The 22379-nt window shown below is 29.0% G+C and carries 24 protein-coding genes and 1 tRNA gene; all 25 read left to right on the top strand.

Annotated features, from left to right (window positions below; all coding sequences use genetic code 4):
- Window positions 1–157 precede the first annotated feature (157 nt).
- Entirely contained in the window at window positions 158–604 is a 447-nt protein-coding gene (locus CJJ23_RS03160; RefSeq protein WP_143823630.1) for a hypothetical protein, read from the top strand.
- Complete coding sequence (locus CJJ23_RS03155; protein WP_095334914.1) at window positions 588–1406, top strand: F0F1 ATP synthase subunit A; 819 nt, start codon at window positions 588–590, stop codon at window positions 1404–1406. Before CJJ23_RS03160 ends, CJJ23_RS03155 begins: the two co-directional genes overlap by 17 nt.
- A gap of 126 nt (window positions 1407–1532) precedes the next feature.
- On the top strand, window positions 1533–1757 hold the full coding sequence (gene atpE, locus CJJ23_RS03150; protein WP_180738018.1) for an ATP synthase F0 subunit C: 225 nt from the start codon (window positions 1533–1535) through the stop codon (window positions 1755–1757).
- Between the two features lie 42 nt (window positions 1758–1799).
- Window positions 1800–2363 carry a F0F1 ATP synthase subunit B gene (atpF, locus tag CJJ23_RS03145; protein ID WP_095334913.1) on the top strand — a complete coding sequence of 188 codons (564 nt, stop codon included), beginning with the start codon at window positions 1800–1802 and terminating at the stop codon, window positions 2361–2363.
- Entirely contained in the window at window positions 2364–2930 is a 567-nt protein-coding gene (atpH, locus tag CJJ23_RS03140; protein WP_095334912.1) for an ATP synthase F1 subunit delta, read from the top strand.
- Window positions 2920–4506 (top strand): F0F1 ATP synthase subunit alpha, encoded by a 1587-nt coding sequence (gene atpA, locus CJJ23_RS03135; protein WP_095334911.1) that lies wholly within the window; start codon window positions 2920–2922, stop codon window positions 4504–4506. The genes atpH and atpA overlap by 11 nt, the downstream gene beginning before the upstream one ends.
- 5 nt (window positions 4507–4511) lie before the next feature.
- Window positions 4512–5351: an ATP synthase F1 subunit gamma gene (atpG, locus tag CJJ23_RS03130; protein ID WP_095334910.1), complete on the top strand. Its 840-nt coding sequence runs from the start codon at window positions 4512–4514 to the stop codon at window positions 5349–5351.
- 16 nt (window positions 5352–5367) lie between these two features.
- Entirely contained in the window at window positions 5368–6771 is a 1404-nt protein-coding gene (atpD, locus tag CJJ23_RS03125) for a F0F1 ATP synthase subunit beta (protein ID WP_095334909.1), read from the top strand.
- Window positions 6771–7187, top strand: a complete 417-nt coding sequence (atpC, locus tag CJJ23_RS03120; RefSeq protein WP_095334908.1) for an ATP synthase F1 subunit epsilon — start codon at window positions 6771–6773, stop codon at window positions 7185–7187. The genes atpD and atpC overlap by 1 nt, the downstream gene beginning before the upstream one ends.
- 381 nt (window positions 7188–7568) lie before the next feature.
- Window positions 7569–8720, top strand: a complete 1152-nt coding sequence (gene glpO, locus CJJ23_RS03110; RefSeq protein WP_234805552.1) for a type 2 glycerol-3-phosphate oxidase — start codon at window positions 7569–7571, stop codon at window positions 8718–8720.
- Between the two features lie 9 nt (window positions 8721–8729).
- On the top strand, window positions 8730–10265 hold the full coding sequence (gene glpK / locus CJJ23_RS03105; RefSeq protein WP_095334905.1) for a glycerol kinase GlpK: 1536 nt from the start codon (window positions 8730–8732) through the stop codon (window positions 10263–10265).
- Between the two features lie 2 nt (window positions 10266–10267).
- Window positions 10268–11068 carry an MIP/aquaporin family protein gene (locus tag CJJ23_RS03100; RefSeq protein ID WP_095334904.1) on the top strand — a complete coding sequence of 267 codons (801 nt, stop codon included), beginning with the start codon at window positions 10268–10270 and terminating at the stop codon, window positions 11066–11068.
- A 161-nt stretch (window positions 11069–11229) separates the two neighbouring features.
- A tRNA-Gly gene (locus CJJ23_RS03095) sits at window positions 11230–11303 on the top strand.
- Window positions 11304–11624: 321 nt separating this feature from the next.
- Window positions 11625–13016, top strand: coding sequence for a hypothetical protein (locus CJJ23_RS03090; protein WP_095334903.1), 1392 nt, complete (start codon window positions 11625–11627; stop codon window positions 13014–13016).
- A 1-nt stretch (window position 13017) separates the two neighbouring features.
- Window positions 13018–13506 carry a hypothetical protein gene (locus CJJ23_RS03085; RefSeq protein ID WP_095334902.1) on the top strand — a complete coding sequence of 163 codons (489 nt, stop codon included), beginning with the start codon at window positions 13018–13020 and terminating at the stop codon, window positions 13504–13506.
- 226 nt (window positions 13507–13732) lie between these two features.
- The gene (locus tag CJJ23_RS03080) at window positions 13733–14572 is read left to right on the top strand and encodes a hypothetical protein (protein ID WP_095334901.1); all 840 of its coding nucleotides are present in this window, start codon (window positions 13733–13735) and stop codon (window positions 14570–14572) included.
- A 74-nt stretch (window positions 14573–14646) separates the two neighbouring features.
- The gene (locus CJJ23_RS03075) at window positions 14647–15402 is read left to right on the top strand and encodes a hypothetical protein (protein ID WP_143823629.1); all 756 of its coding nucleotides are present in this window, start codon (window positions 14647–14649) and stop codon (window positions 15400–15402) included.
- A 487-nt stretch (window positions 15403–15889) separates the two neighbouring features.
- Window positions 15890–16366, top strand: coding sequence for a hypothetical protein (locus CJJ23_RS03070; protein ID WP_143823628.1), 477 nt, complete (start codon window positions 15890–15892; stop codon window positions 16364–16366).
- A gap of 162 nt (window positions 16367–16528) precedes the next feature.
- Window positions 16529–17017 carry a hypothetical protein gene (locus tag CJJ23_RS03065; protein WP_143823627.1) on the top strand — a complete coding sequence of 163 codons (489 nt, stop codon included), beginning with the start codon at window positions 16529–16531 and terminating at the stop codon, window positions 17015–17017.
- A gap of 137 nt (window positions 17018–17154) precedes the next feature.
- Window positions 17155–17793 (top strand): FMN-dependent NADH-azoreductase, encoded by a 639-nt coding sequence (locus CJJ23_RS03060; RefSeq protein ID WP_095334897.1) that lies wholly within the window; start codon window positions 17155–17157, stop codon window positions 17791–17793.
- A 175-nt stretch (window positions 17794–17968) separates the two neighbouring features.
- A complete protein-coding gene (gene rplJ / locus CJJ23_RS03055; protein ID WP_095334896.1) occupies window positions 17969–18475 on the top strand; it encodes a 50S ribosomal protein L10 in 507 nt (168 codons plus the stop codon).
- Window positions 18476–18517: 42 nt separating this feature from the next.
- Complete coding sequence (gene rplL, locus CJJ23_RS03050; protein WP_084232756.1) at window positions 18518–18886, top strand: 50S ribosomal protein L7/L12; 369 nt, start codon at window positions 18518–18520, stop codon at window positions 18884–18886.
- 256 nt (window positions 18887–19142) lie between these two features.
- Entirely contained in the window at window positions 19143–20639 is a 1497-nt protein-coding gene (locus tag CJJ23_RS03045; RefSeq protein ID WP_095334895.1) for an MFS transporter, read from the top strand.
- The gene (locus CJJ23_RS03040; RefSeq protein ID WP_095334894.1) at window positions 20632–21348 is read left to right on the top strand and encodes a glycerophosphodiester phosphodiesterase family protein; all 717 of its coding nucleotides are present in this window, start codon (window positions 20632–20634) and stop codon (window positions 21346–21348) included. The genes CJJ23_RS03045 and CJJ23_RS03040 overlap by 8 nt, the downstream gene beginning before the upstream one ends.
- 67 nt (window positions 21349–21415) lie before the next feature.
- The gene (locus CJJ23_RS03035; protein ID WP_095334893.1) at window positions 21416–22126 is read left to right on the top strand and encodes a TrmH family RNA methyltransferase; all 711 of its coding nucleotides are present in this window, start codon (window positions 21416–21418) and stop codon (window positions 22124–22126) included.
- The last annotated feature ends 253 nt before the right edge of the window (window positions 22127–22379 follow it).

The raw sequence follows: 22379 nt of genomic DNA, 5'->3' as shown, positions 1-22379 counted from the left end.
CTTGTTTGTATTTCATATTACTTATATTATAAAAAATAACTACAACCTTTCTGTTGCAGTTATTAGGCCGATGCGGGAAAATCTAGCAGTTTTTGGCTGTTAGATTTTTTTTAAATTTAATCTTATATTTTTAAAAATAGTACTAAAATAAAAAAGCATGGTAAAACGATTAGAAACGCTCTCGATAGATTTTATTCTACTAGTTTGTTTCTTTTTAGGGGCAATTGTAACCTTAAGTTTAATGGCTAATAGCTCAATAAAATACTATGCGTTTTTAGGTTGAATCATCGGCATGATCACGATTTGATTAATCTATAAAATAAATATTGAATTATTTAAATTATTAAAGTTCAAAATAAAACGATATCTTTGAATCGTTATATATTTGTTTAAAACAATAGTTATTGGTATTTTATTGGTAGTGATAATTTTAATAGATGTTTACTTTCATGTTTATATTGAAAGTCCTTTAGTTACAATTTCACAACCAATTAACTTATTTGCTTTTATCGTAGCAATCTCGACATTACCACTAGCAATTTTTGTAAAACATTACTTTGATAAAATTAAAGGAAAGTGAAAACAGGATGAATTTGCTAAATAACGTTGCTTTGCAATCTAATGCTGAAGCAACTCCAGAAGCCGAAGGCAGTTTAGTAACTAGTCAGATTTGAGTGGTGCAACCACAAATAGTTTCCCTAGTTCTTACCTTAATAATTATATTAGTGCTTGCTTTATGAATCTTTATCAGACTTAAAAAAGCAAATCTTAAAAAGGCTCCAAAAGGAGTAATCTTTGCAGCTGAGCAATATGTTGGTTTTTTTGAAACTACTTTTAAATCAGCAACTGACGGAAAAATTAATTTTACTGCACCTTACTTATTTACATTATTTACATTCTTGTTAATAGGTAATTTATTACCGCTTGTTGGGTTTCCAGCACTTGCAACCAGTTATTCAATTCCCTTACTTTTTGCTTTCATAACTTGATCAATGATTTATGTTATAGCGATTATGTTTGAGCGCTGAAAAATGCTAAAAAGATATTTGAATCCAATCGAAATAGTCGGTCAATTTATTCCTTTGATTTCTCTTTCAGTCAGAATGTTTGGAAATATCACAACTGGATCAGTTGTTACTTTCTTACTATATTCACTGAGTGCTTGATTCTTAAATACAAACGGACAAAGTAGTGTTCCTAACTATGTTTTAGGACCTTTATTTACACCACTATTCCATCTTTACTTAGATGCTTTTAGTGCCTTAATCCAAAGTTATGTGTTTATGTTATTATCAATGATTTATTGAGTCAACGAAGCCAGTGATGAATCTTATAAACATAAACTTGCAAGAGATGCAAAGAAGAAAAAACACAAAAGTCAGCAAGTACTTCATCTTGCACATTAGTCACTAAATTTATAAAATTTACTAAAGGAGTATTTTATGGACGTAATATCAAACTTAGAACCAATGAGCAGAGTTGTTGATAAAATTTTAGCTACATCTGCAACAGCTAATTCACAAGGTGCAGGAATCGCAGCAGGGTTAGTTGCTGTTGGTGCAGGACTTGCCATGATAGGTGTTCTTGGTACTGGAGTTGGGCAAGGGGTTTCAGCTGGATATGCTTCACAAGCAGTTGGTCGTAACCCTGAAGCTGCTTCACAAATTAGATCAATGTTAATTATTGGGATGGCGATTGCTGAATCATCTGCTTTATATGCGTTTATCATCTCTATTCTATTAGTGTTTGTTTACTAATTTTGAAATCGCAAACAAACAATATAAAATAAGGAGTCAATTATGGATTTATTACAAACCATATCGACAAGAAGTGATACTGGTCAAGAAATTAGGGCTACTTTTGAGCGCCTTTTTCCATCAGTACCACTATTAATTGCAACACTTATTGCTTTTATACTTTCGTTTCTTTTAATTACTTATTTAATCTATAAACCAGTTAAAAAGTTTGTTGCTGAAAGACAAAAATATATTCAGGAAAACATTGACTCTGTAGAAGTTAATAAAAGAGAAAGTGAACACTTATTAACAAGTGCTCATGATAGTTTATCTGAAGCAAGAGTGCAAGCTCAAAATATTATTTCAAAAGCAAAAATCGAAGCTGAAAAAATTTCCTATGTCGAAATTGATCGTGCTAAGCAAGAAGCAAAACAAATTATTGAAGATGCTCATCTTGATGAAAAAAGACAAAAAGAAAAATTTGAAGAAAATGCTCAAAAGCAAATTCTTGATATTTCACTAGCACTATCAAAAAAAGTTATTGCCAAAGAAATTTCTAAAGATGTTGAAGCCCAACTAATTAATGAAATTGATAAATCACTAGCTGAATTAAAGGAAAATAATTAAATGCTAGCTCAAGATATTAATGAATATGCCAAAGCATTAGCATATGCTTTATATGAATTAGCAAAAGAATTTAATGAAGAAGAAAAAAACTTACAAGAGTTAGTTTTTTTAAAGAAATATTTAAAAACAAATACAGAAATTCGTGATTTTCTTTTTAATAACGATAATTCACTTGAGAATAAAAAAGCAATTTTTGAAGAAATTGCTAAATTTAAAGCATTCAGTTCTTATTTTACAAACTGATTATTCATCATTATTGATAAAGGTCAAAGCAAACGCTTGAGTTTTTTCTTAAAACTTGCATTATCAGTTTTTTACGAAAAAAGCAATTATGAAGAAGTGCAAATCTACACAGCAAATGCTTTAAACGAAGCAACTTTATTAAAACTAGAAAAGCAAATCTCTACTTCATTAAACAGCAAAATCATTTTAACTAACAAAGTTAAAAAGGAATTAATTGCAGGTTATGAACTAATTATTAGAGGTAAAAAAATTGCTAATAACTTAAATAGTTCATTAGATCAATTCGCACAAAGCATTTTAAAGGAGCAAAATAATGTCAAATAAAGTTGAACAACTAACAGCCTTATTAAAGGAAAGAATTAAAACTTATTCACAAAAAAGAGATTTTGCTGAAGTTGGAAAAGTACTTTCTACAGGGGATGGAATCGCTATCGTTGCAGGCTTAGATGATGCCCAACTTTTTGAATTATTAAAGTTTCCTAATGATGTTTATGGCCTAGCTTTTAACCTTGAAGAAGACTATATTGGGGTTGCCTTATTAGGTGAAAGTGACCTTATTAAAGAAGGTATGGAAGTTAAACGTACAGGTGATGTTGTTTCAGTGCCTGTAGGTGAAGCAGTTACTGGTCGTGTTGTCGATGCTTTAATTCGCCCAATCGATGGAAAAGGTCCAATTAATAGTAAAAAAATGCGCCAGGTTTTTGTTACAGCCCCTGGAGTTATGACTAGACAAGCAGTTGATCAGCCTGTGGAAACAGGAATTTTATCAATCGATTCAATGATTCCAATTGGAAAAGGTCAACGTGAATTAATCATTGGAGATAGACAAACTGGAAAAACAGCAATTGCAATTGACACCATCTTAAACCAAAAAGGTAAAAACGTTAAATGTATTTATGTTGCTGTTGGACAAAAAAACTCATCAGTAGCCCAAATTGTTAAAAAGTTAGAAGATAATAACGCCATGGAATATACAACAGTAGTTGTTGCAGGTGCTAGTGAATTACCAATCATGCTTCATATTGCAGTTAATGCTGCAACTTCTGTTGCTGAAGAATTTATGTCTCAAGGTCAAGATGTAATCATCGTTTATGATGACTTAACTAAACATGCTGTTGCTTATAGAACTAACTCTTTATTATTAAGAAATCCTCCTGGCCGCGAAGCTTATCCTGGAGATATTTTCTATACTCACTCTTCATTATTAGAAAGATCAGCTCGCTTAAATTCTAAATATGGTGGTGGTTCAATTACTGCTTTACCAATTATTGAAACTCAGCAAGGTGACATTTCAGCCTATATTCCAACTAACGTAATTTCGATTACCGATGGTCAGATTTTTACTCGTGAAGCCTTATTCAACGCAGGTCAAAGACCTGCTGTTGATGTTGGTTATTCAGTGTCAAGGGTTGGTAGTGCTGCACAATATAAAATGATGAAGCAAGTTGCAGGAACTTTAAAGTTAGATCTAGCTCAATATAACGAAATGCAAACTTTTGCTCAATTTGGGTCAGATTTAGATGAATCAACTAAATCAATTTTAGACCATGGTTCAAAAGTTTATGAGATTCTAAAACAAGAGCAATATAATCCAATTGAACAGACTGAACAAGTAATTATTTTCCTAGCATTAAAAGAAAAAGTTACCAACATTTTACCAGTCAGTGAAATCACAACTTACAAAGCAAATATTTTAAAATATTTTGCTAAAGAAGGTTTCAATTTAAGAAGTGAACTTGAAAAATCAAAAGCCTTAAGTGATGAATTAAGAGTCAAAATTCTTGAAGCCTTAATCAAAATTGCTCAAGATCAAACTAAAACAATTCCGGGTTATAATTCTAAAGATTACCGAACTATTCCTTATTTAAATAAAAAGGCTGAAGCAACTAAAAGTGCTTAATTAAAATGGCAAATTTACAAAAAATTTCTCAGCGTATTCACTTAGTAGGTAACATTAAAAAAATTACTAATGCGATGGAATTAATTTCTGCAGCAAAACTTCGGAAAACACAAAAACACCATTTAAAAATTAAAACTTATGCAGATTCTGTTGAAGAAATGTTCAACGAAGTGCAAATTCGTTTAAAAGATACATTAGCAAAAGATTTTTACCCTGTAAATCCTAAAAATTCAACACTTTTTATAGTGATTACTTCAAATTTAGGGCTTGCAGGTTCATATAATGCTGATGTTTTCAAAAAATTAAATTCACAAATTAGTGAATTTGATAAGCTAATTATTTTTGGTAATAAAGGTATTAATTACTTTTCAGGTAAAAAATATGAAGTGGTCAAAGAGTATCATTCAGTCAATGATTTAATCAATTATGAACCAATTCAAGATGCGATTTCAAAAGCAATTGCTTTATTTTTAAAAGGTGAAATTAAGCAAATAAATTTGGTTTACACTAAATTTATCAACGCTGTTACTAATGAAGTGACTTTAAAAACACTTTTTCCAATTGATTTTGCAAATCTAGGTGAATCTAAAAAAACAGAACTTGCTTTTGAACCAAGTCCTTTAAGTGTTTTTAAAATTGCTCTACCTATTTATTTAGGTTCAATTGTTTTTGAAAAAATTGCTGAATCAAAAGTTGCAGAAATGGCAACACGCAGAATTGCGATGGAAAATTCTACAAATAATGCACAAGAGTTAATCACTAACTTAAAAATGGATTACAACAAAACTAGACAAAGTAAAATTACTCAAGAAATTGCTGAAATTGTTGCAGGTAATTTAACTTAGTTAAAAAGGAAGAATTATGGAAAAAAATTATGGAACTCTAGCTAGAACCTTTGGTGGTGTTGTTGATGTGCGTTTTAGCCCTGATAGAATGCCTGCTTTAAACAATAAATTAATTGTTGAAATTAACGAGACAACCGAATTGGCTTTAGAAGTTGCTCTGCATGTTGGTGATGACATGGTAAGAACAATTATCATTGGTGATGGTAATACTCCTGGGCTAAAAAGAGGTCTAAGAGTGCTTGATACAGGTAAAGGAATTACTGTACCTGTCGGTGAAGAAATTAAAGGCAGAATGTTTAATGTTTTAGGTGATCCTATTGATGAAAAAGGACCTATAAACGCTAAAACATTTCGTGAAATTCACCAACTAGCACCTAGTTATGAAGATCAAAAAACTACATCAGAAATTCTTGTTACAGGAATCAAAGTTGTTGACTTATTAGCACCATTTTTAAAAGGTGGAAAAATCGGTCTTTTTGGTGGTGCAGGTGTTGGTAAAACCGTTTTAGTTCAAGAATTAATCAACAATATTGCTGTTGCTTATAGTGGTTTATCAGTTTTTGCTGGTGTTGGTGAAAGAACTCGTGAAGGGAATGACTTGTATCATGAAATGATCGATGCAGGTGTTTTAGATAAAACCGTTTTAGTTTTTGGGCAGATGAATGAATCACCTGGAGCTAGAATGCGTGTCGGTTTAACAGGTTTAACTATGGCTGAACATTTTCGTGATGTTAATAATCAAGATGTTTTACTATTTATCGATAACATTTTCCGTTTCACTCAAGCAGGTTCAGAAGTATCTGCGACATTAGGAAGAATCCCTTCAGCCGTAGGATATCAACCTACTTTAGCAACCGAAATGGGACAGTTACAAGAGCGTATTACTTCAACAAAAAGTGGTTCAATTACTTCAGTGCAAGCAATTTATGTGCCTGCCGATGATTTAACTGACCCTGCTCCTGCAACTACTTTTAACCATTTAGATGCAAAAATTGTGCTTGATCGTAATATTGCTGCTCTAGGAATTTACCCTGCAGTTGATCCACTTGCTTCATCATCAAGACTACTTGATCCTAAAGTTGTTGGACTAGAACACTATGAAACAGCCTTAAATGTGCAAAAAATTCTGCAAAGATTCAAAGAATTGCAAGATATTATTGCAATTCTAGGAATTGGAGAACTTTCTGATGAAGATAAAAAGATCGTGCAACGTGCTCGTAAAATCAGAAACTTCTTATCACAGCCGTTTTTTGTGGCTGAAAAGTTCTCAGGTAAAAAAGGTGTACTTGTTAAGTTAAGTGACACAATTCGCTCATTTTCAGAAATTCTTAGTGGTAAGCATGATGACCTACCTGAAGATGCTTTCCTATACGTAGGAACCATTGAAGAAGCAGTTGCTAAGGCAAACGAAGGTAATTAATGGCTAGAACTACAAGGCTAACTATTACAACTCCTGAAGGTGTTTTCTTCGATGATCAAGTTGATATTGTTACAATCAGAACTTCTCTAGGTGATTTGGGTCTGCTTGCAAATATGGAAGAAACAATTGCTGATTTAGTAATTAGTGAGTTACATATTAATCACATAAACACGCCTAAACATCGCTCAGTAGCGATTGATTCAGGGATTGTTTATGTCAAAAAAGATCAAATTACAATTGTTACTTCTGCTGCTGAATTTTCTGAAAATATCAATATTGAAAGAGCTAGATTAGCACAAGATCAGGCTCAAAAAGCATTGAATGATTTACGCCGCCAAGGTACAATTGATAGTGAGCAAGAAGCTAGATTAAAGCGCTCAATTAACCGTTTGAAAATTGCTTCAAACAAGCATTAATCACTTACATAAATTAATTTAGTGGACTTAAAAGTCCATTTTTTTATTGTATTTTTCTATATGTTTCTATGACTGAAAAAGACTTAAGAGAAAAAGTTTTATGTTCTAAAATAACTTACTTTATAACTGGTGATACTAAGAAGTTAAAAATAATTTTACAAAATTTGCTAAATCTTGCCCAAATACTAAAAGAAATTTTAAAATATGTTGTTAAAATTTCTGGATTTAATCACAAAGAGCCAAACTTATTTTCTAATTAAAAAAGTATTAATTTAAAATTTAAAGTTCCAAATGTGAAAATTTTCATAAAAAATTAAATATTTTTGCAGACTAATCAGTTCCGTAGCATAATTAATGTGCTATTTTAAGCGAAAGGAAACAATGGATATTCAAGACATTGCGATTATCGGTGGTGGAATTATAGGTGGAGCAATCGCCTATCAACTAAGCCGATATGATGTAAAAATTATTACATTCGAAAAAAACCCTGTTTTAGCTGGTGAAACATCCACTGGTAATTCAGGGGCATTACACGGAGGATTTGATCCTGAGCCTCATAAAATTGAGGCAAAGTTAAATGTTCTAGGTGTCAAGATTTGAAAAGAACAAATTTTTAAGCACTTAAAGTTTAACAGGGCAAAAATTCCGACAATAGTTTTAGCTTTTAATGATGAAGAAGCAAAGCATTTACACATGTTATACGAAAGAGGTATAACTAATAAAGTACCTAAAGAATTTCTTTCAATCATTGATAAAGACGAAATTATTAAACTTGAACCAAACGTTAATAAAGACGTTGTCAAGGCATTAGTTTATTGAGATTCTTACGCAATTGATCCTGTGCAAGCAACTCATGCTTTTTTTGCAGCAGCTACAAATAATGGTTTAACTATTAAGAAAAATAGTCTAGTCACTGGTATTAAAGACCATGGTGATTATTTTGAAATCACTGTTAATGGTGGTGAAAAATATTATGCAAAAACTATTATCAATGCTGCAGGACACTATGCAGATGTTATTGCTGAAAAGGCAGGCTATCCTGACTTTAAGCAAACAACTCGCCGTGGTGAGTATCGTATTTTAGCTCGCTCTGAAGCAGGAGTGGTAAGAAACATCTTATTTATGGTACCAACAATTCATGGTAAAGGTGTTTTAGTAGCGCCTACTTTAGATGGTCATGTATTGGTCGGACCTACTGCTGAAGAAGGTGTTGCTAAAGAAGATACAAGGTTGATTACAAGAGAAAAATATGACTATATTGGAGCAATTGGAAACAAAATTATTCCTAGTTTAAGACTTGATAAAACATCAATTTCCTTATCAGGTTCACGCCCAATTGATATTGCAACTAACGATTTTGTAATTAATCATGCCAAAGCCAATAAACGCTTTATCAATGCTGCAGGAATGCAATCTCCTGCCATAGCTTCTGCACCTGCAATTGCTCTAGAAATTGAAAAACTAGTTAAAAATGCAGGTCTAGAACTAAAACAAAAGTCTGGATTTAAACCGGATTATGAAATATTTTTTTAAAGGAAACAAATGGATAACAAATATATTATTGCACTAGATTCAGGAACTACTAGTGTAAGAAGTTTAATAGTTGATAAAAAAGGGACTGTAATTGGTGTAAGTCAGAAAGAATTTTCACAAATTTACCCAAGAAGTGGTTGAGTAGAACATGATCCACTAGAAATTTGGTCAACTCAATTATCAACTATGCAAGCTGTTAAAAATGATGTAGGAATTAAATCTCATCAAATTGCAGCGGCAGGAATTACTAATCAGCGTGAAACAATTGTGCTCTGAGATAGTGAAACAGGACTACCTGTTTATAACGCAATTGTTTGGCAAGATACAAGAACTAGTGAATATTGTGAAGAACTAATTTCACAAGGGCATCAGCAGATGTTTATTGAAAAAACTGGTCTAATTATCAACCCTTATTTTAGTGGAACTAAACTAAGATGAATCTTAAAAAATGTTGAGCGTGCTCAAGAAAAACTTGCTAAAGGTAAGTTACTTGCAGGAACAATTGACACTTGATTAATCTGAAAATTAACAGATGGTAAAGTGCATGCAACTGATGTTTCAAATGCTTCACGAACCTTATTATTCAACATCAACACTTTAGATTGAGATGATGAAATTCTAAAATTACTAGAAATTCCACGTGAAATTCTACCTAAAGTGCAAGCTTCAAGTTCACATTTTGGGGATATCAAAAAAGAATTTTGATCAAATAATGCTAAAGGGATTGTACCAATTACTTCAGCCATTGGAGATCAACAATCAGCACTTTTTGGTCAGTTATCTTGAGAAAAAGGAATGGTAAAAAACACCTATGGAACAGGTGCTTTTATGTTAGTAAATACAGGTCAAGAACTTGTTAGATCTAAAAATCGTTTATTAACAACAGTGGCTTGACAAGTAGGTAATGAAAAACCTTATTATGCTCTTGAAGGGTCTGTCTTTATTGCAGGAGCTGCTTTAAAATGACTACGTGATAGTCTAAAACTAATCTATGATTCAGATGAAAGTGACTACTATGCTAAGAAGGTAAAAGATGATGGACAAAAAATTTATTTTGTACCTGCTTTTACAGGATTAGGAGCACCTTATTGAGATTCTTCTGCTAAAGGAGCGATCTTTGGGCTTGAAAGACAAACTAATCGTGAGCACTTAGTTAAAGCAACTTTAGAAGCAATTGCTTTTCAATCAAATGACTTATTAAAAGCAATGGAAAGTGACCTAAAAGAAAAAATTAAGATCATGAAAGTCGATGGTGGTGTTTCAAATAGTAAATACCTATTGCAATTTCAAGCAGACATTTCTCGCTTAAAAATTTCAAAACCAAAAAACATTGAAACTACAGCGATGGGTGCAGCTTATTTAGCTGGTTTACACGTTAAATACTGAAGTTCTTTAGAGGAAATCAAAGCAATCACAAAAATTGACGTTGAATTAGAATCAAAAATTTCTGAAGATGAAAAAGATGACTTAATTTATGAGTGAAACGAAGCAGTTAAAAGAACTTTAAACTGATCAAATGATATTATTAGAAAGGCAAAAAAATAATTATGGGACCGTTTACAGGACAAGATTTAGGAGTCTTTTTTGGTGCAGAATTTCTGGGTACATTCATTCTGCTTTTACTAGGTAATGCTGTTGTTGCAGGTGGGGTTTTAAAAGGAACTAAAAACCCTAATGCCAAGTGATTACTATTTAGTTTCGCTTGAATGTTAGCTGTATTTACAGGAGCGGCTGCTTCAGGGACAATTATTGCAAACTATATACCTTCCACATTAGGGCGTTGAGCCTTACCTTCAGGTTTATTAAACCCTGTCTTTACAATTAACAACTTTATTGTTAATTTACATACAGGTAGTTCAGGTCTACCTGTAGCCTTCTTCTTTGTAGGTTTAATTGCTCAATTATTAGGAGCAGCAGTAGGACAATTATTTGTTGTAATGCTATTTTGACCTCAATACAAATTGACAGATGATCAAGGTTCAATTGCAGCAACCTTCCATACAGGGCCTTCTGTAAGAAACTACAAATTTAACTTCTTAACAGAGGTTGTAGCAACTTTCATGTTAGTCTTATTAATTGCTTTTGTTGCAGGTAATGCACAAATTCAAACAGCAACAGGCTCAACCATGGTTGTTGGATGAATTATTCTAGCAATTGCTCTATCATTAGGAACAACTACAGCATATTCACTAAACCCAGCACGTGATTTTATGCCTAGAGTTATTTTACAACTTGTCAAAGTTCCAAACAAAGGTAAAGTTGATTGATCATATGCATGAGTAGGATCACTAGGACCTATTACAGGTGGAATAATCGGAGTATTAGTTACACCAGGGCTATTTTATTAATTAAAAAAATTAATAAAATAAGCAAAATTCAAATCAGTAGTTTGTAAGAAAAACTACTGATTTTTTAGTGTCTAAAACTGCAGTTTTTGCTCCTTAAAAATGCTATAAAAAAATTTTGTCAATTCAAAATTTTTATGTATAATTAAAAAGCAAGTAAAAATGCGAGTGTAGTTTAATGGCAGAACTTCAGCCTTCCAAGCTGATTGTGAGGGTTCGATTCCCTTCACTCGCTCCATATCATGTTATTGACCGTAAAAGTAGCAATTTGCTACTTTTTTTATTTTTTTGAAATTAATATTAAATTTTAGAAATAATTGCTTTTTCAATTTTAAGTTAGAAAAATTATATTTTTGCCCCTTATACTCCTTAAAAAAATAAAACTGTATTAAATTTTAATAAATTTTTAAAACTGAAAAAAAGATGTCAAAATTGTTCTTTTTAAAGAATATTTAATTATTATCTACAATTAAGTTTTATAAAGTTTATGATTCACACATAGATACTTTTCAAATAAACTAAAATTATAGGTGTCTATGGAAAAGGAGAACCAAGTATAATGAAATTTAGAAAAAAATTATTTATAGCTACAGGTTCAGCAGTTGCAGTTACAACTGCATTAGCAATAGGCTTATCAATGAAGTCTAACAGTTTGGATGAAAAGATGATTGATAATTTATTATCTTCGTCTAACAAATTAAATCCAACTGAATATAAAACAATATCTGAGAATGCAAAAAACTCAAAAGAAATACAAGAATGAGTTAAAAGCATTGATTTTTCAAAACAATCTATTAAAGTAATGAAAGAAGGACTTTACAATTTAAATGTAGATATGAGTTTGAAAAAATTTATGTACATTAATTTGATGGAAAAAATAAACATTAAACTTTTAACAACACTTGAAAAAAATCGTCTTGGTAGTCTACAAAAAGATGATGGAAAAAACAATGTAATTTTAACTCAGAAAAATTTAGGGCTAGAAAGTAACAAGTCTATTGACTATAATGAGTATTTTTCTAGACGTCCAATTAGCGATTCATTTGGAGAAATTGTTTATCTTAGTGGATTGACAAGACCTATTGATGGAAAAAACTATTCAAAATGAGATATTCATGATTATGCAATTGCGGATGATGAATCATGATTCCTAAAAAATAATGAAACAGTTTATCGAGAAAATTATAATATCAACAGAAATGATATCATTCAACATTTTAATAGTTATAAAGATCATGTTGAGAAATTAAATCATAAAGCAAAAATTTTAAGTACTTCCAAAACAATTCTAGCAGTTCAAAATGCTGCTTTAGGTAAAGCTATTCCATTATATGGGGTTGCAAATAATGTTAATGGTGCAATACAGTCAGTTGTAAATATTGTTAAAGAATTTAGTGATGACACTCAAAAGGTATCAAATGAATCATATGCTTTGAAAAATTATTTACAAAAAATAGGTGTATCCACAGGACCGATTCAAAGCATTATTGATATGTTTAATGCAGAAAATCAAAAAGTTGCAGATAGAACAAGAAAAGCATTAAATGTGGTTTCAAATGTTAATAGTTTTGTTAATAATGTTTCATCATTATTTAATTCAACGGGTGTTGGTAGACTTATTTCCGTAACTACAACTATAATTGGGCAGGTATTCAATATAGTTAGAAAAATTTTTAACACACGAACAGGTAATGGCTACACGGTTTTAGAAAATATGCATGACCATGGACTAAATGACTTCAAACATCAAATGAGCACTAATTTAGATAATATGATCAAATTACAAGTAGAATGAAGTGATTATTATTACCATGGAATGGAATGAAAAGTTGTTGATGGTTGATTTTCAACTCCAAGATTATTCATTAGAACTCAAAAAGAATGAGACAAACAAGTTGAACTTTTTAATTTTAATTGAGAACACAGAGTAGCTTTTAGAAAAAAATACTAATATGAGAAAAAAGTTCTTGAAAGTTAGTTTATCTGTTATTTCATCTGTATCTTTAATAGCGATTGCAGTATCATGTAGTAGTAAAACAGGTGATGAATTGATAAATCAGTGGTCAATGGAAGAGCAGTTTAAGACTGATTATTCAGATCAGGTAGGTGCATTTAGTTTTACCATTTGAGGACCATATACTACTGAAATTAATTCAGCAAACACAGGTGAAAATGTTAAGGGAATTACTATTGATGCTATAGCAAAAATTAAGGAAAAATATAATTTTGCAAAAAATAAGTTAAATTTGTTTTTAAAAAAATATGAAGACAAAATTTTAATTCCATCTAAATTTATGGAAAAATTTGATGAATTTACTATTTTTATGAAAAATTTAAACTACTCCTTAACTAATGAAGAAGCTAACGCTAACTATGGAAAATATCAAGTAATTGATTCAGAATTTTCTGAAATGACTGAACAAATAAGGTACAAGCGATAGTTTTTATAAAAAAATATTTTTATTGAATCACAATATCAACTGCGACAGAAATGTTGCTGTTGATATTTTTAATTTTTACTACTTTAAACCAAAAGATTTACTAACCTTTTTTAAATGAAGATCATAGTTTATGAAATCTTATTCAAAAATAATACCTAATTATTCAAAACATCATTTAATAAGATATTATTAATTAGATATTCATAAATATAAGAAGGAGTAATTTATGAAAAATTTTCCTATAATTTATATTTTACTATTATTGACATCAGTTATTTTAATTCTAGTGGTTGTACTAGTTCTATATTTATTTTCTAAGAAACGAAAATTTGCTAAAAGGGCAACTTATTTTTTGAAAAGTAATAACTTAATTACTAGAAATTTTAATTTTCAAGATTTTGCTAAGATAACTAAAAAAAGCAAATTATTAGCATCATCATTTTTTATTATTTATGCATCTATTTGTTCTATTTTAGATGTTGTTTCAATTGCTGTATCAATACCTACTGATAGACACTACTTAGATAGTAATGAAATAGCAGTAATGTTTATAACAGGCATTTCTTTAATCTTAATTTTTTCAACTTCTATTAGTATTTCAAATACTAATAGAAAAATTAATAAGTATTTAAGAACAAATCTTGTTTCTAAAAATAGTAAGATTATTTATCCTATTATTAAAAAATTAGAAGATATAAATAAGGAAGAATTTTTAAGAAAAAACATAGCTAGTTTTTTTCAAGTTTATAGTAGAGGATATTGACTTAATTTTGGAATACATATAAAAAACTATCACAATTATATAAATAAAAATTGATCTAATGATGAAGCGAAAAGATTAGAACTCGTCAACTTTTTATTCCTTGCAATTATTATGAATAATAATAGTTATAACAGTCCAACAAGCATGTATTATGATGAATTTCATGAATACGTTTTTATGCTAGTTTATTTCAAAATTAGATTGGATTCAGCTAAACCATCTTCATCAGGAAGTAGTGGTCTTTCGCCTTCGGCAGTTAGTGGTCTAGATTTATTGTCATCTGCAGCAGATTTTTTTCTTTAATTTATTTTATTTAATTAAGTAATTAATTAAATAAAAACTATAATTTATATATTAGCTACTAGGAGTTTTATATTATGTTCTCTAACAGTCCAAACGGCATGATAATGATTGCAGCATTAATTATTTCATTATTTTCAGTTGTTGTAATTTGAGTTATTATTAGAAGATGAAGATGAATTAAAAAAGCATTAGTATTTTTAAATAAAAATAATTTATTAACTAGCAATTTTAGTATTAAAGAATTTAAAAAAATAACTAAAAGAGGACACATATTTTCAACTGTATTTTATTTTTCTTTTCTAATATTTATAATTGGGATTGCAGCAATTTCAATTGTTGTTACTAAAGTAAATCCTGAATATGTTTTAACAAATGATGATGTAGTTTTTATAGGAATTTTAGCAGTGTTAATTGCTATTCAATTAAGCGTTTTCATTTTTTTAATAGTGATGACAATATTAATCAAAAGTACCGTAAAAAAAGGCTTTTTAGACACTAATACAAAACATCTTGAACCTAAATTAAGTTATTATTTGTCAGATAATAAACATGAATATGATGAAGATAATATGGCACAATTTTTCAATGTTTGAAGATATGATTATTGAACAAATTTAGGATTCCATATAGAATCATATAATGACTATTTACAAATGAATTGATCAGAAGATCAAACAAAACAAATTAAAATTGCTAACACTTTATTTTTAGCAATTATGTTTAATATTAGTAATATTAAAAGTTCACCTAATTTAGATTATGATGGATTGTATAGACTTGTGTTCACAATAGTCCATTACCGAAGAATTTTTATTTCTAGAGTAATATAAAAAAATAATTTTATGAACTTTAGGAAATTACTGAACCATTTTTTAAGTCCTTAAATTTTGATCAAAAAAATTACTTCATTTTATTTTTTCTTTTGAATTAAAATTTTAAAATCTCGATAATAAAATGATGTTACAATGTTTTTTGAATAAATCATTAGATATAACTATAGTAATTTTTTGTTTTATATTTTAATAATTGTCATTTATATTTATGGTTTGAAACTATCGTTTTTTTGCAGATGATCGTAATCCTGTGTCAATATTAATGATCCCTATTATTGCTTATATAGTGATAGTTTTTATTGTTTCTTTTACAAAAAAAATTTTATTAAACAAATCTATTTACATTCTAAAAATAAAAGGATTATTCAAAAGTAATTTCGACTTTTCGGTTTTCATTCTTTAACAAGGAAGACACGTTTATTTTTAAATTTATTAATCTTATGTTTGCTAATTCTAAATATTATTTTGATTATAATATTTTTATATGATAGCAATACTTATGTTAAATGATTGAATAGAAGATAAAGAAGAAACGATTTCAACTGTTTCTTTTTCTAGTATAATTATTTTGCTTTCACTAATTTTTATATTAATGATGTGAATTATAAACAGAAAATATTTGAAGACCAATTTAGTAGTTAAAAATGATTTAGAAAATAAAGTTAAAATAGAAACTTACTTATTTAAAAATCAACAAGATTTTATTTCCACAAATATAAGTGATTATTTTAATGATTCAGCTATTAGTTATCCATTGAATAGAAGATATTTAAAAAAATATAATGATTACTTGAAAAATAATTTTTCAAATGATATTGAAGAACAATTCAAGATTGCAAATATCTTGTTTTTGCCATTTTCTCCAATATTATATTTTTTAAAATGAAAATCAAAAATTTATTATCATGGATTATATAAATATATTTTTACTGCAGTTCATTACAAACAAAATGTTTCTTAAAAATTTCATTTATCTCTACATTATAAAAGTTGATTCAATTTTAGAACAGCCATAAATTAAAGAAGGTTAGGGTTATTGAAAAAATATTTTTTTCCTTAATTTTTAGAATCTAAAAGAATATAATTTTTATAATTAATTAGATAGATAAGGAAAATGGATTTAATGAGAAAGACAAAAGTAATTAAAAAAATTATTTTAGTTTCATTTCCTTTTTCAGTGGCATCAATTGCAGTTGCATGTAGTAACCCATCAGTTGATAGACAAATTGATAAATGGTCTGAAGAACTTGCATATCAAAATGAGTGAACTACAACAATGAGTGGTTATGTTGGTTCTATTTCTGAAAATTACAACATTTCTATTGCTGAATTGAATTCAGGCGAAACAAAAAAAGGTGTTGATGATTCATTAAGGAGCCAAATTCAAACTGTTTATAATCTAACTCTTAAAAAGGTCAATGAATTGTTAAAGAAATATCAAGGCAAAATTAATATACCTAACGGTCTTGAAAACAAGATTTCTGAATTAACAAAAATGATCAATGAGATCCCTTTATCTAATTCATATGATGAAGCAAGAACATATTTTGACAAAGTTTATGTAGTGCTTCAAGAATTTAGAACACTAGCTCAGCAAATGCACTACTTATAAGCAAATTTACAAAAAACTACTTTCTCTTAATTTGAAAGTAGTTTTTCAACTTTTTTCAAATTATTCAGTTTTAAAAGTTTAAAATTAAATTATATAAATTTAAATTAAAAGACTTTTTTAAAAGTCGAAGGGAAATTATGGCTAAAGTATTAGTAATCAAAACATCAATGATTGAAGAGCCTAAATCAGTAAGTAGCACTTTAAATGATGTTTTTGTTGAAGAATATAAAAAACATGCACCAGATGATGAATTCATCTACATGGATTTAAACACAATTGGGATTGCAACTAAAAGTTTAACAAGAGATAATCTATTTAACGGATTTTTTAATCCTGAAGATTCAGATAAGTACATTGACCAATTAAAATCAGTTAATAAGGTAATTATGAGTGTACCGATGACTAACTTTAATGTTAATGCTGTAACTAAAAATTATCTTGATCATATTAATGTTGCAAACAAAACCTTTTCATATAAATATGCTAAAAAAGATGATGCAGTTGGTTTATTAGATCATCTTGATGTGCAGATTTTAACAACTCAGGGAGCACCATTTGGCTGATACCCTTGAGGTAATCATACTGAATATTTAAGAGGTCAATTTGGCTTTTTTGGAGCAAATACTCCTGAAGGTATTTTAGTAGCAGGAACTAAATTAGCAGAAAATGCAAGTAAAACTCCACGTGAAATGGTTAATGAATATCATAGTAAAATTGCAAAAGCTGCAAAAGTATTTGCAAAAATTCCAGTACGTAGATCTAAGTTTGCTGAATAAAAACTAAAGATTAAAATGCTAAATAAGAGCCCTAAAAAGCTCTTATTTTTAAATTAATAAAATTTAAAAATTGTGGTATTATGAAAAGGCAATACATCAAGACCGAAACTGCTTTTAGCTTAATTTGTTTCCGAGTGTATGTCTTGCAAATATCTATCTAATTGAGGAGGTGAAAATGCACGCTGAATCAAAAAATCGTTTAGAGAAAAAAGCAATTATTAATGAAATCAAAAATAAGTTTAATACTATTGAAGGTTTCTATATCGCTGAATACCGTGGTTTATCAGTAGCACAAATGACTGATTTACGTTTTAAAGCACAAGACTTAGGTGTTGATATCAAGGTTTATAAAAACCGTTTGGTTAAACATGTAACATCTAAATCATACGCTGATTTAGATCAATACCTAGTTGGACCTAATATCTTTGTCTTTGCTCAAGAAAACGCAATTGCTGGTGCAAAACTATTAAAGTCATTTGCTAAAGATAACCCTGATTTAGTCATCAAAGCAGGAATTTACGAAAATAAAGTAATTGATGCTCAAGGTGTACTAGATGTTGCTGGTCTACCAACTTATGAAGAAGCCTTGACAATCTTGGCAAATTCATTATTAAGCCCTCTAAAACAAGTGGCATTATCATTTAAATTATTAGCAGATGAGAATAAACTTCCTGCTGAATAATCAAATATAAAACTAAACAAATCATTTTTGAAAGGATTAAAAATGGCAAAATTAACAAAAGAATCATTTATTTCTTCATTAAAAGAAATGAATATTAAAGAAGTAATGGAACTAGTTGAAGCAATGAAAGAAGAGTTTGGAATCGACCCTTCTGCTGTTGCTGTAGCAGCTGCTCCTGCTGAAACTGCAGCTGCAGTTAAATCAGAAGTGACAGTTTCAATTACATCTGATGGTGGTAAAAAAGTTGCTGTTATTAAAGCAGTTAAAGAATTACTAGGAATTGGTCTAATGGATGCAAAAACATTAGTTGAAAACCTACCTGCAAAAGTAAAAGAAAACATCAAACCTGAAGAAGCTGAAGAAATTAAAAAGACTTTAGTTGAAGCTGGTGCTGAAGTTAAAGTTGAGTAATTTTTAACTTTTTAAACATCTAAGTAATTTAACCTCTTGAAATTGTTCAAGAGGTTTTCTTTGCCTATTTTTAAAAAAATTTGTCCAAAATAGTTTCATTTTTCATAAAAAAAGCCAAAATGTGGAAAAAAATATGCAAAATTAATGTTTCTGGAAAAACATTCGTTAAATAAGTTGTTTTTGTGGAGATAATATAACAAGGAGACAAATCTCCTCATAAATTAAAATATTTTATTTGGAAAGGAAATATGAAATTATGAATAGTCTAAAAAACTTCTTCGCTTTAGGTATTAATAAGTTTAAATCTACATACCAAAGGCTGGGTAAAAAAGCCATGATTGCTTTATTCATTCTAGCTGCTGTCGATGTTTTTGTTATTGCTGCGCCATATTATATTCGCTTAATTTTCCCTAACGTGCATACCATTTTACATGTTACTGAAAGCGAATTTGATTCATTTATAGCTGCAGTAGGATGAGTTACGTTAATCACGCAACTACCAGGAGGTTGACTGACTGATAAAGTTAGTTCGAAAAAGTTAACTGCTCTTGCTTCATTTACAACAGGACTTTTAACTTTATGATGGGCAACTTTGATTTTAACATCACCAAACCCAACTGCAGAAGTGGCAGGTGGTCAATTAAAATCATCAACAGCAACCTTAACTCAATACTACTTGATTTACATAGGTTGAGGGGTGAGTTCAACAATGATTTTCTGAACACCTTTATGAAAATTAGTTTCTCAACAAGCTAAAAAAGAAGATCAAGGTCTTTCTTATGGGGTTCAAGGAACCTGAAATGGTTTAATTGGAATTGCGATCATTTTTATTGCAGGAATTATTTTCCAAGTGATTGCACAAAATGTTTTAGCAGTCGATCCTGAAACAGGTGTTAGACCAGAATGAAATCCAGGTTATGCTCTATATGCATATTGAGTTGCAGCCTTTTTATTGCTAACTTCGTTTGCAATCTTAAAATGAGTGCCTGAATATACAACTAAAGAAAAATTTGCACTAAGTTTTAAAAATATGTGACTTGTTTTAAAAAGTGCTCGTATTTGACTAGATGCTTTCTTTGTTATGGGAATGTACATGTTCCAATCAGTCTTTGCTTACTATTTACTACAATACATGAAAAATGTCGGAATTGCAGCTGTCGGTACACCTGCAATTGTCTTGGTAGTAATCGGGGGAATTAGGACTTATGTTTTAAGGTTTGTGATTTCAACGCCGACTGGAAGATTAGCTGATAAGGCTAAAAGTTACATTCATACTTTAATTATAGTGCTTGGAGTAGGTTTCATTGTTGCAGCTATTTTCCTAGCACTTCCTGGTACAGGTGATTTTAAAGATCTACCTAGAGATTACCAAATTGCTCTGATACCGATCTTTATAATTCTCTACTTGATAGTTGGAGGAATCTCGTGAATCATGGTAACACTTAGATATGCAACTATCGGAGAATTACCAGTACCTAAAAAATCATATGCTTCAACTAATGCTTTAATTTCATTTGTGGCATTTTCACCAGATGCATGATTCTATACTGCTTCAGCAGCAATAGGTAAAAACTATACAATTGCAGGTTCATCAAATACATCTCAACAAGGGTATAGCATTATCATCTTATTTGCTTTAGGTGTGGCTATTTTTGGTTGAATTTGTGGAGTTGTTTTATTCTTCTGAAATCGTTATGAAATTAAGAAACTGAAAAAAGATTCTTACCGTTGAAGAACATTAGAAAATGTCTAGAGAGAAATTATTATTAGCCCATAGAGGCTACTCAGCAGTTGCTCCTGAAAATACAAAACTAGCTTTTGATTTAGCTTATCAATTTGGTTTCGATGGAGTTGAACTTGATGTTCACTTAACTAAAGATCAACAATTAGTAATTATTCATGATGAAACAACTACAAGAACATCTTTAAAAGAATTTACGATTAAAGATGCAACTTTAAAAGAATTAAGAGAACTTGATTTTGGAAAATTTTGAAAATATGATTTGCCAAAACAAACTATTTTAACCCTTGAAGAATTTTTAGATTTATACATCGATAAATTTAAAGTTATCAATATTGAAATTAAAACTGATGAATATCATTATCCAGGAATTGAATTAAGGATGGCATATTTATTAAAAAAATATTCGCAAGAACAGATTGATAAATTAATTTTTAGTTCATTTAATTTTAAATCATTAGAATTAATTTACAGTTTTAATGACAAGTTAACACTAGCATTTTTATGATGAAAAGCAAAGCAATTTAAAGACATTAATCCAAGTCAATTTTCAATCATAAAATATTTTAACCCATGAATTGATATTTATGAAAAACATCAAACATATTATGATAGTTTTAAAAAGAAATATTTATTCTGAACAATTAAAAGTGAAAAAAATCATGATGATTTTAAAGCTAATAAAAAGACGTTTGCTTTAATCTCAAATTACTTATTTTAAGAAGATGCCAAATGGCATCTTTTTTATATATTTGATCTAAATTGAAATTAAACAATATAATTTAAATATGATTTCAAGTAAGAGTAATGAACAGTATAAAATTTTAAAATCTTTAACAACTAAAAAAGGTCGTTTAATGCATAATGCATTTTTAATTGAAGGTTCAAAAATAATTGAAGAAGCAAAAAAATTAAATGTCAAATTAATTACATATTGCCCAAAAGGATGCGATGTAGATTTAGCTAATTTTTTAATTAATTCAATTTCAGATTTAGAATCAAAACCAGACATGATTGCTAAAGTTGAAATTAAAAAAGTTAATTTAGATTTTAAAAATAGTAAGCGTATTTTATATTTAGATAACGTTAATGATCCTGGAAATGTTGGTACTTTAATTCGGAGTGCATTAGCATTTAATTTTGATACAGTTGTTTTTTCAAATTTAGATATTTATAATCAAAAAATTACTAGATCATCGAGAAATGCGACGTTTTCGGTCAATTTAATCGATGAAAAGGATTACAAAAATATATTTTTAATTTTTAAAAAATATGGCTTCAAAATTTATGGTGCATTATTAAGTGAAGATGCAAAGGAAATCAATGAATTAAATTTTGATGAAAAATTAGTTGTTGTTTTAGGAAATGAAGGACACGGAATAAGTGACCCTATTTTGAAAATCTTAGATGAAAAAATTTATATAAAAATAAATAAAAAACTTGAATCATTAAATGTTGCTATTGCAGGAGCAATTATTATGAATAAAATAAATAGTTAATTTTTATATTTAAAAATTAATAGACAAATGTAAAACTTTTTGGTTTTAGAATGCTTATGTATAAATTGAATATAATTTAATTATTTTAATAATTTCTTAGATGGAAGTCAACAATTAATTAATATATTTGGTGCTTTTTGATACAACAATTAAAATAAATAAGTCGAATTTATTTATAAAATATTTTTTAGTTTTTTAAACCTTAAAATAAATATATTTAGTGATCATTTTTACTACATATAATTTATGTTGT

The organism is Mycoplasmopsis agassizii (assembly GCF_002276225.1).
Classification (GTDB): Bacteria; Bacillota_I; Bacilli_A; order Mycoplasmatales; family Metamycoplasmataceae; genus Mycoplasmopsis_B; species Mycoplasmopsis_B agassizii_A.
The sequence above is the reverse complement of the archived record's forward strand: the minus strand, read 5'-3'. Positions and strand labels throughout refer to the sequence as shown.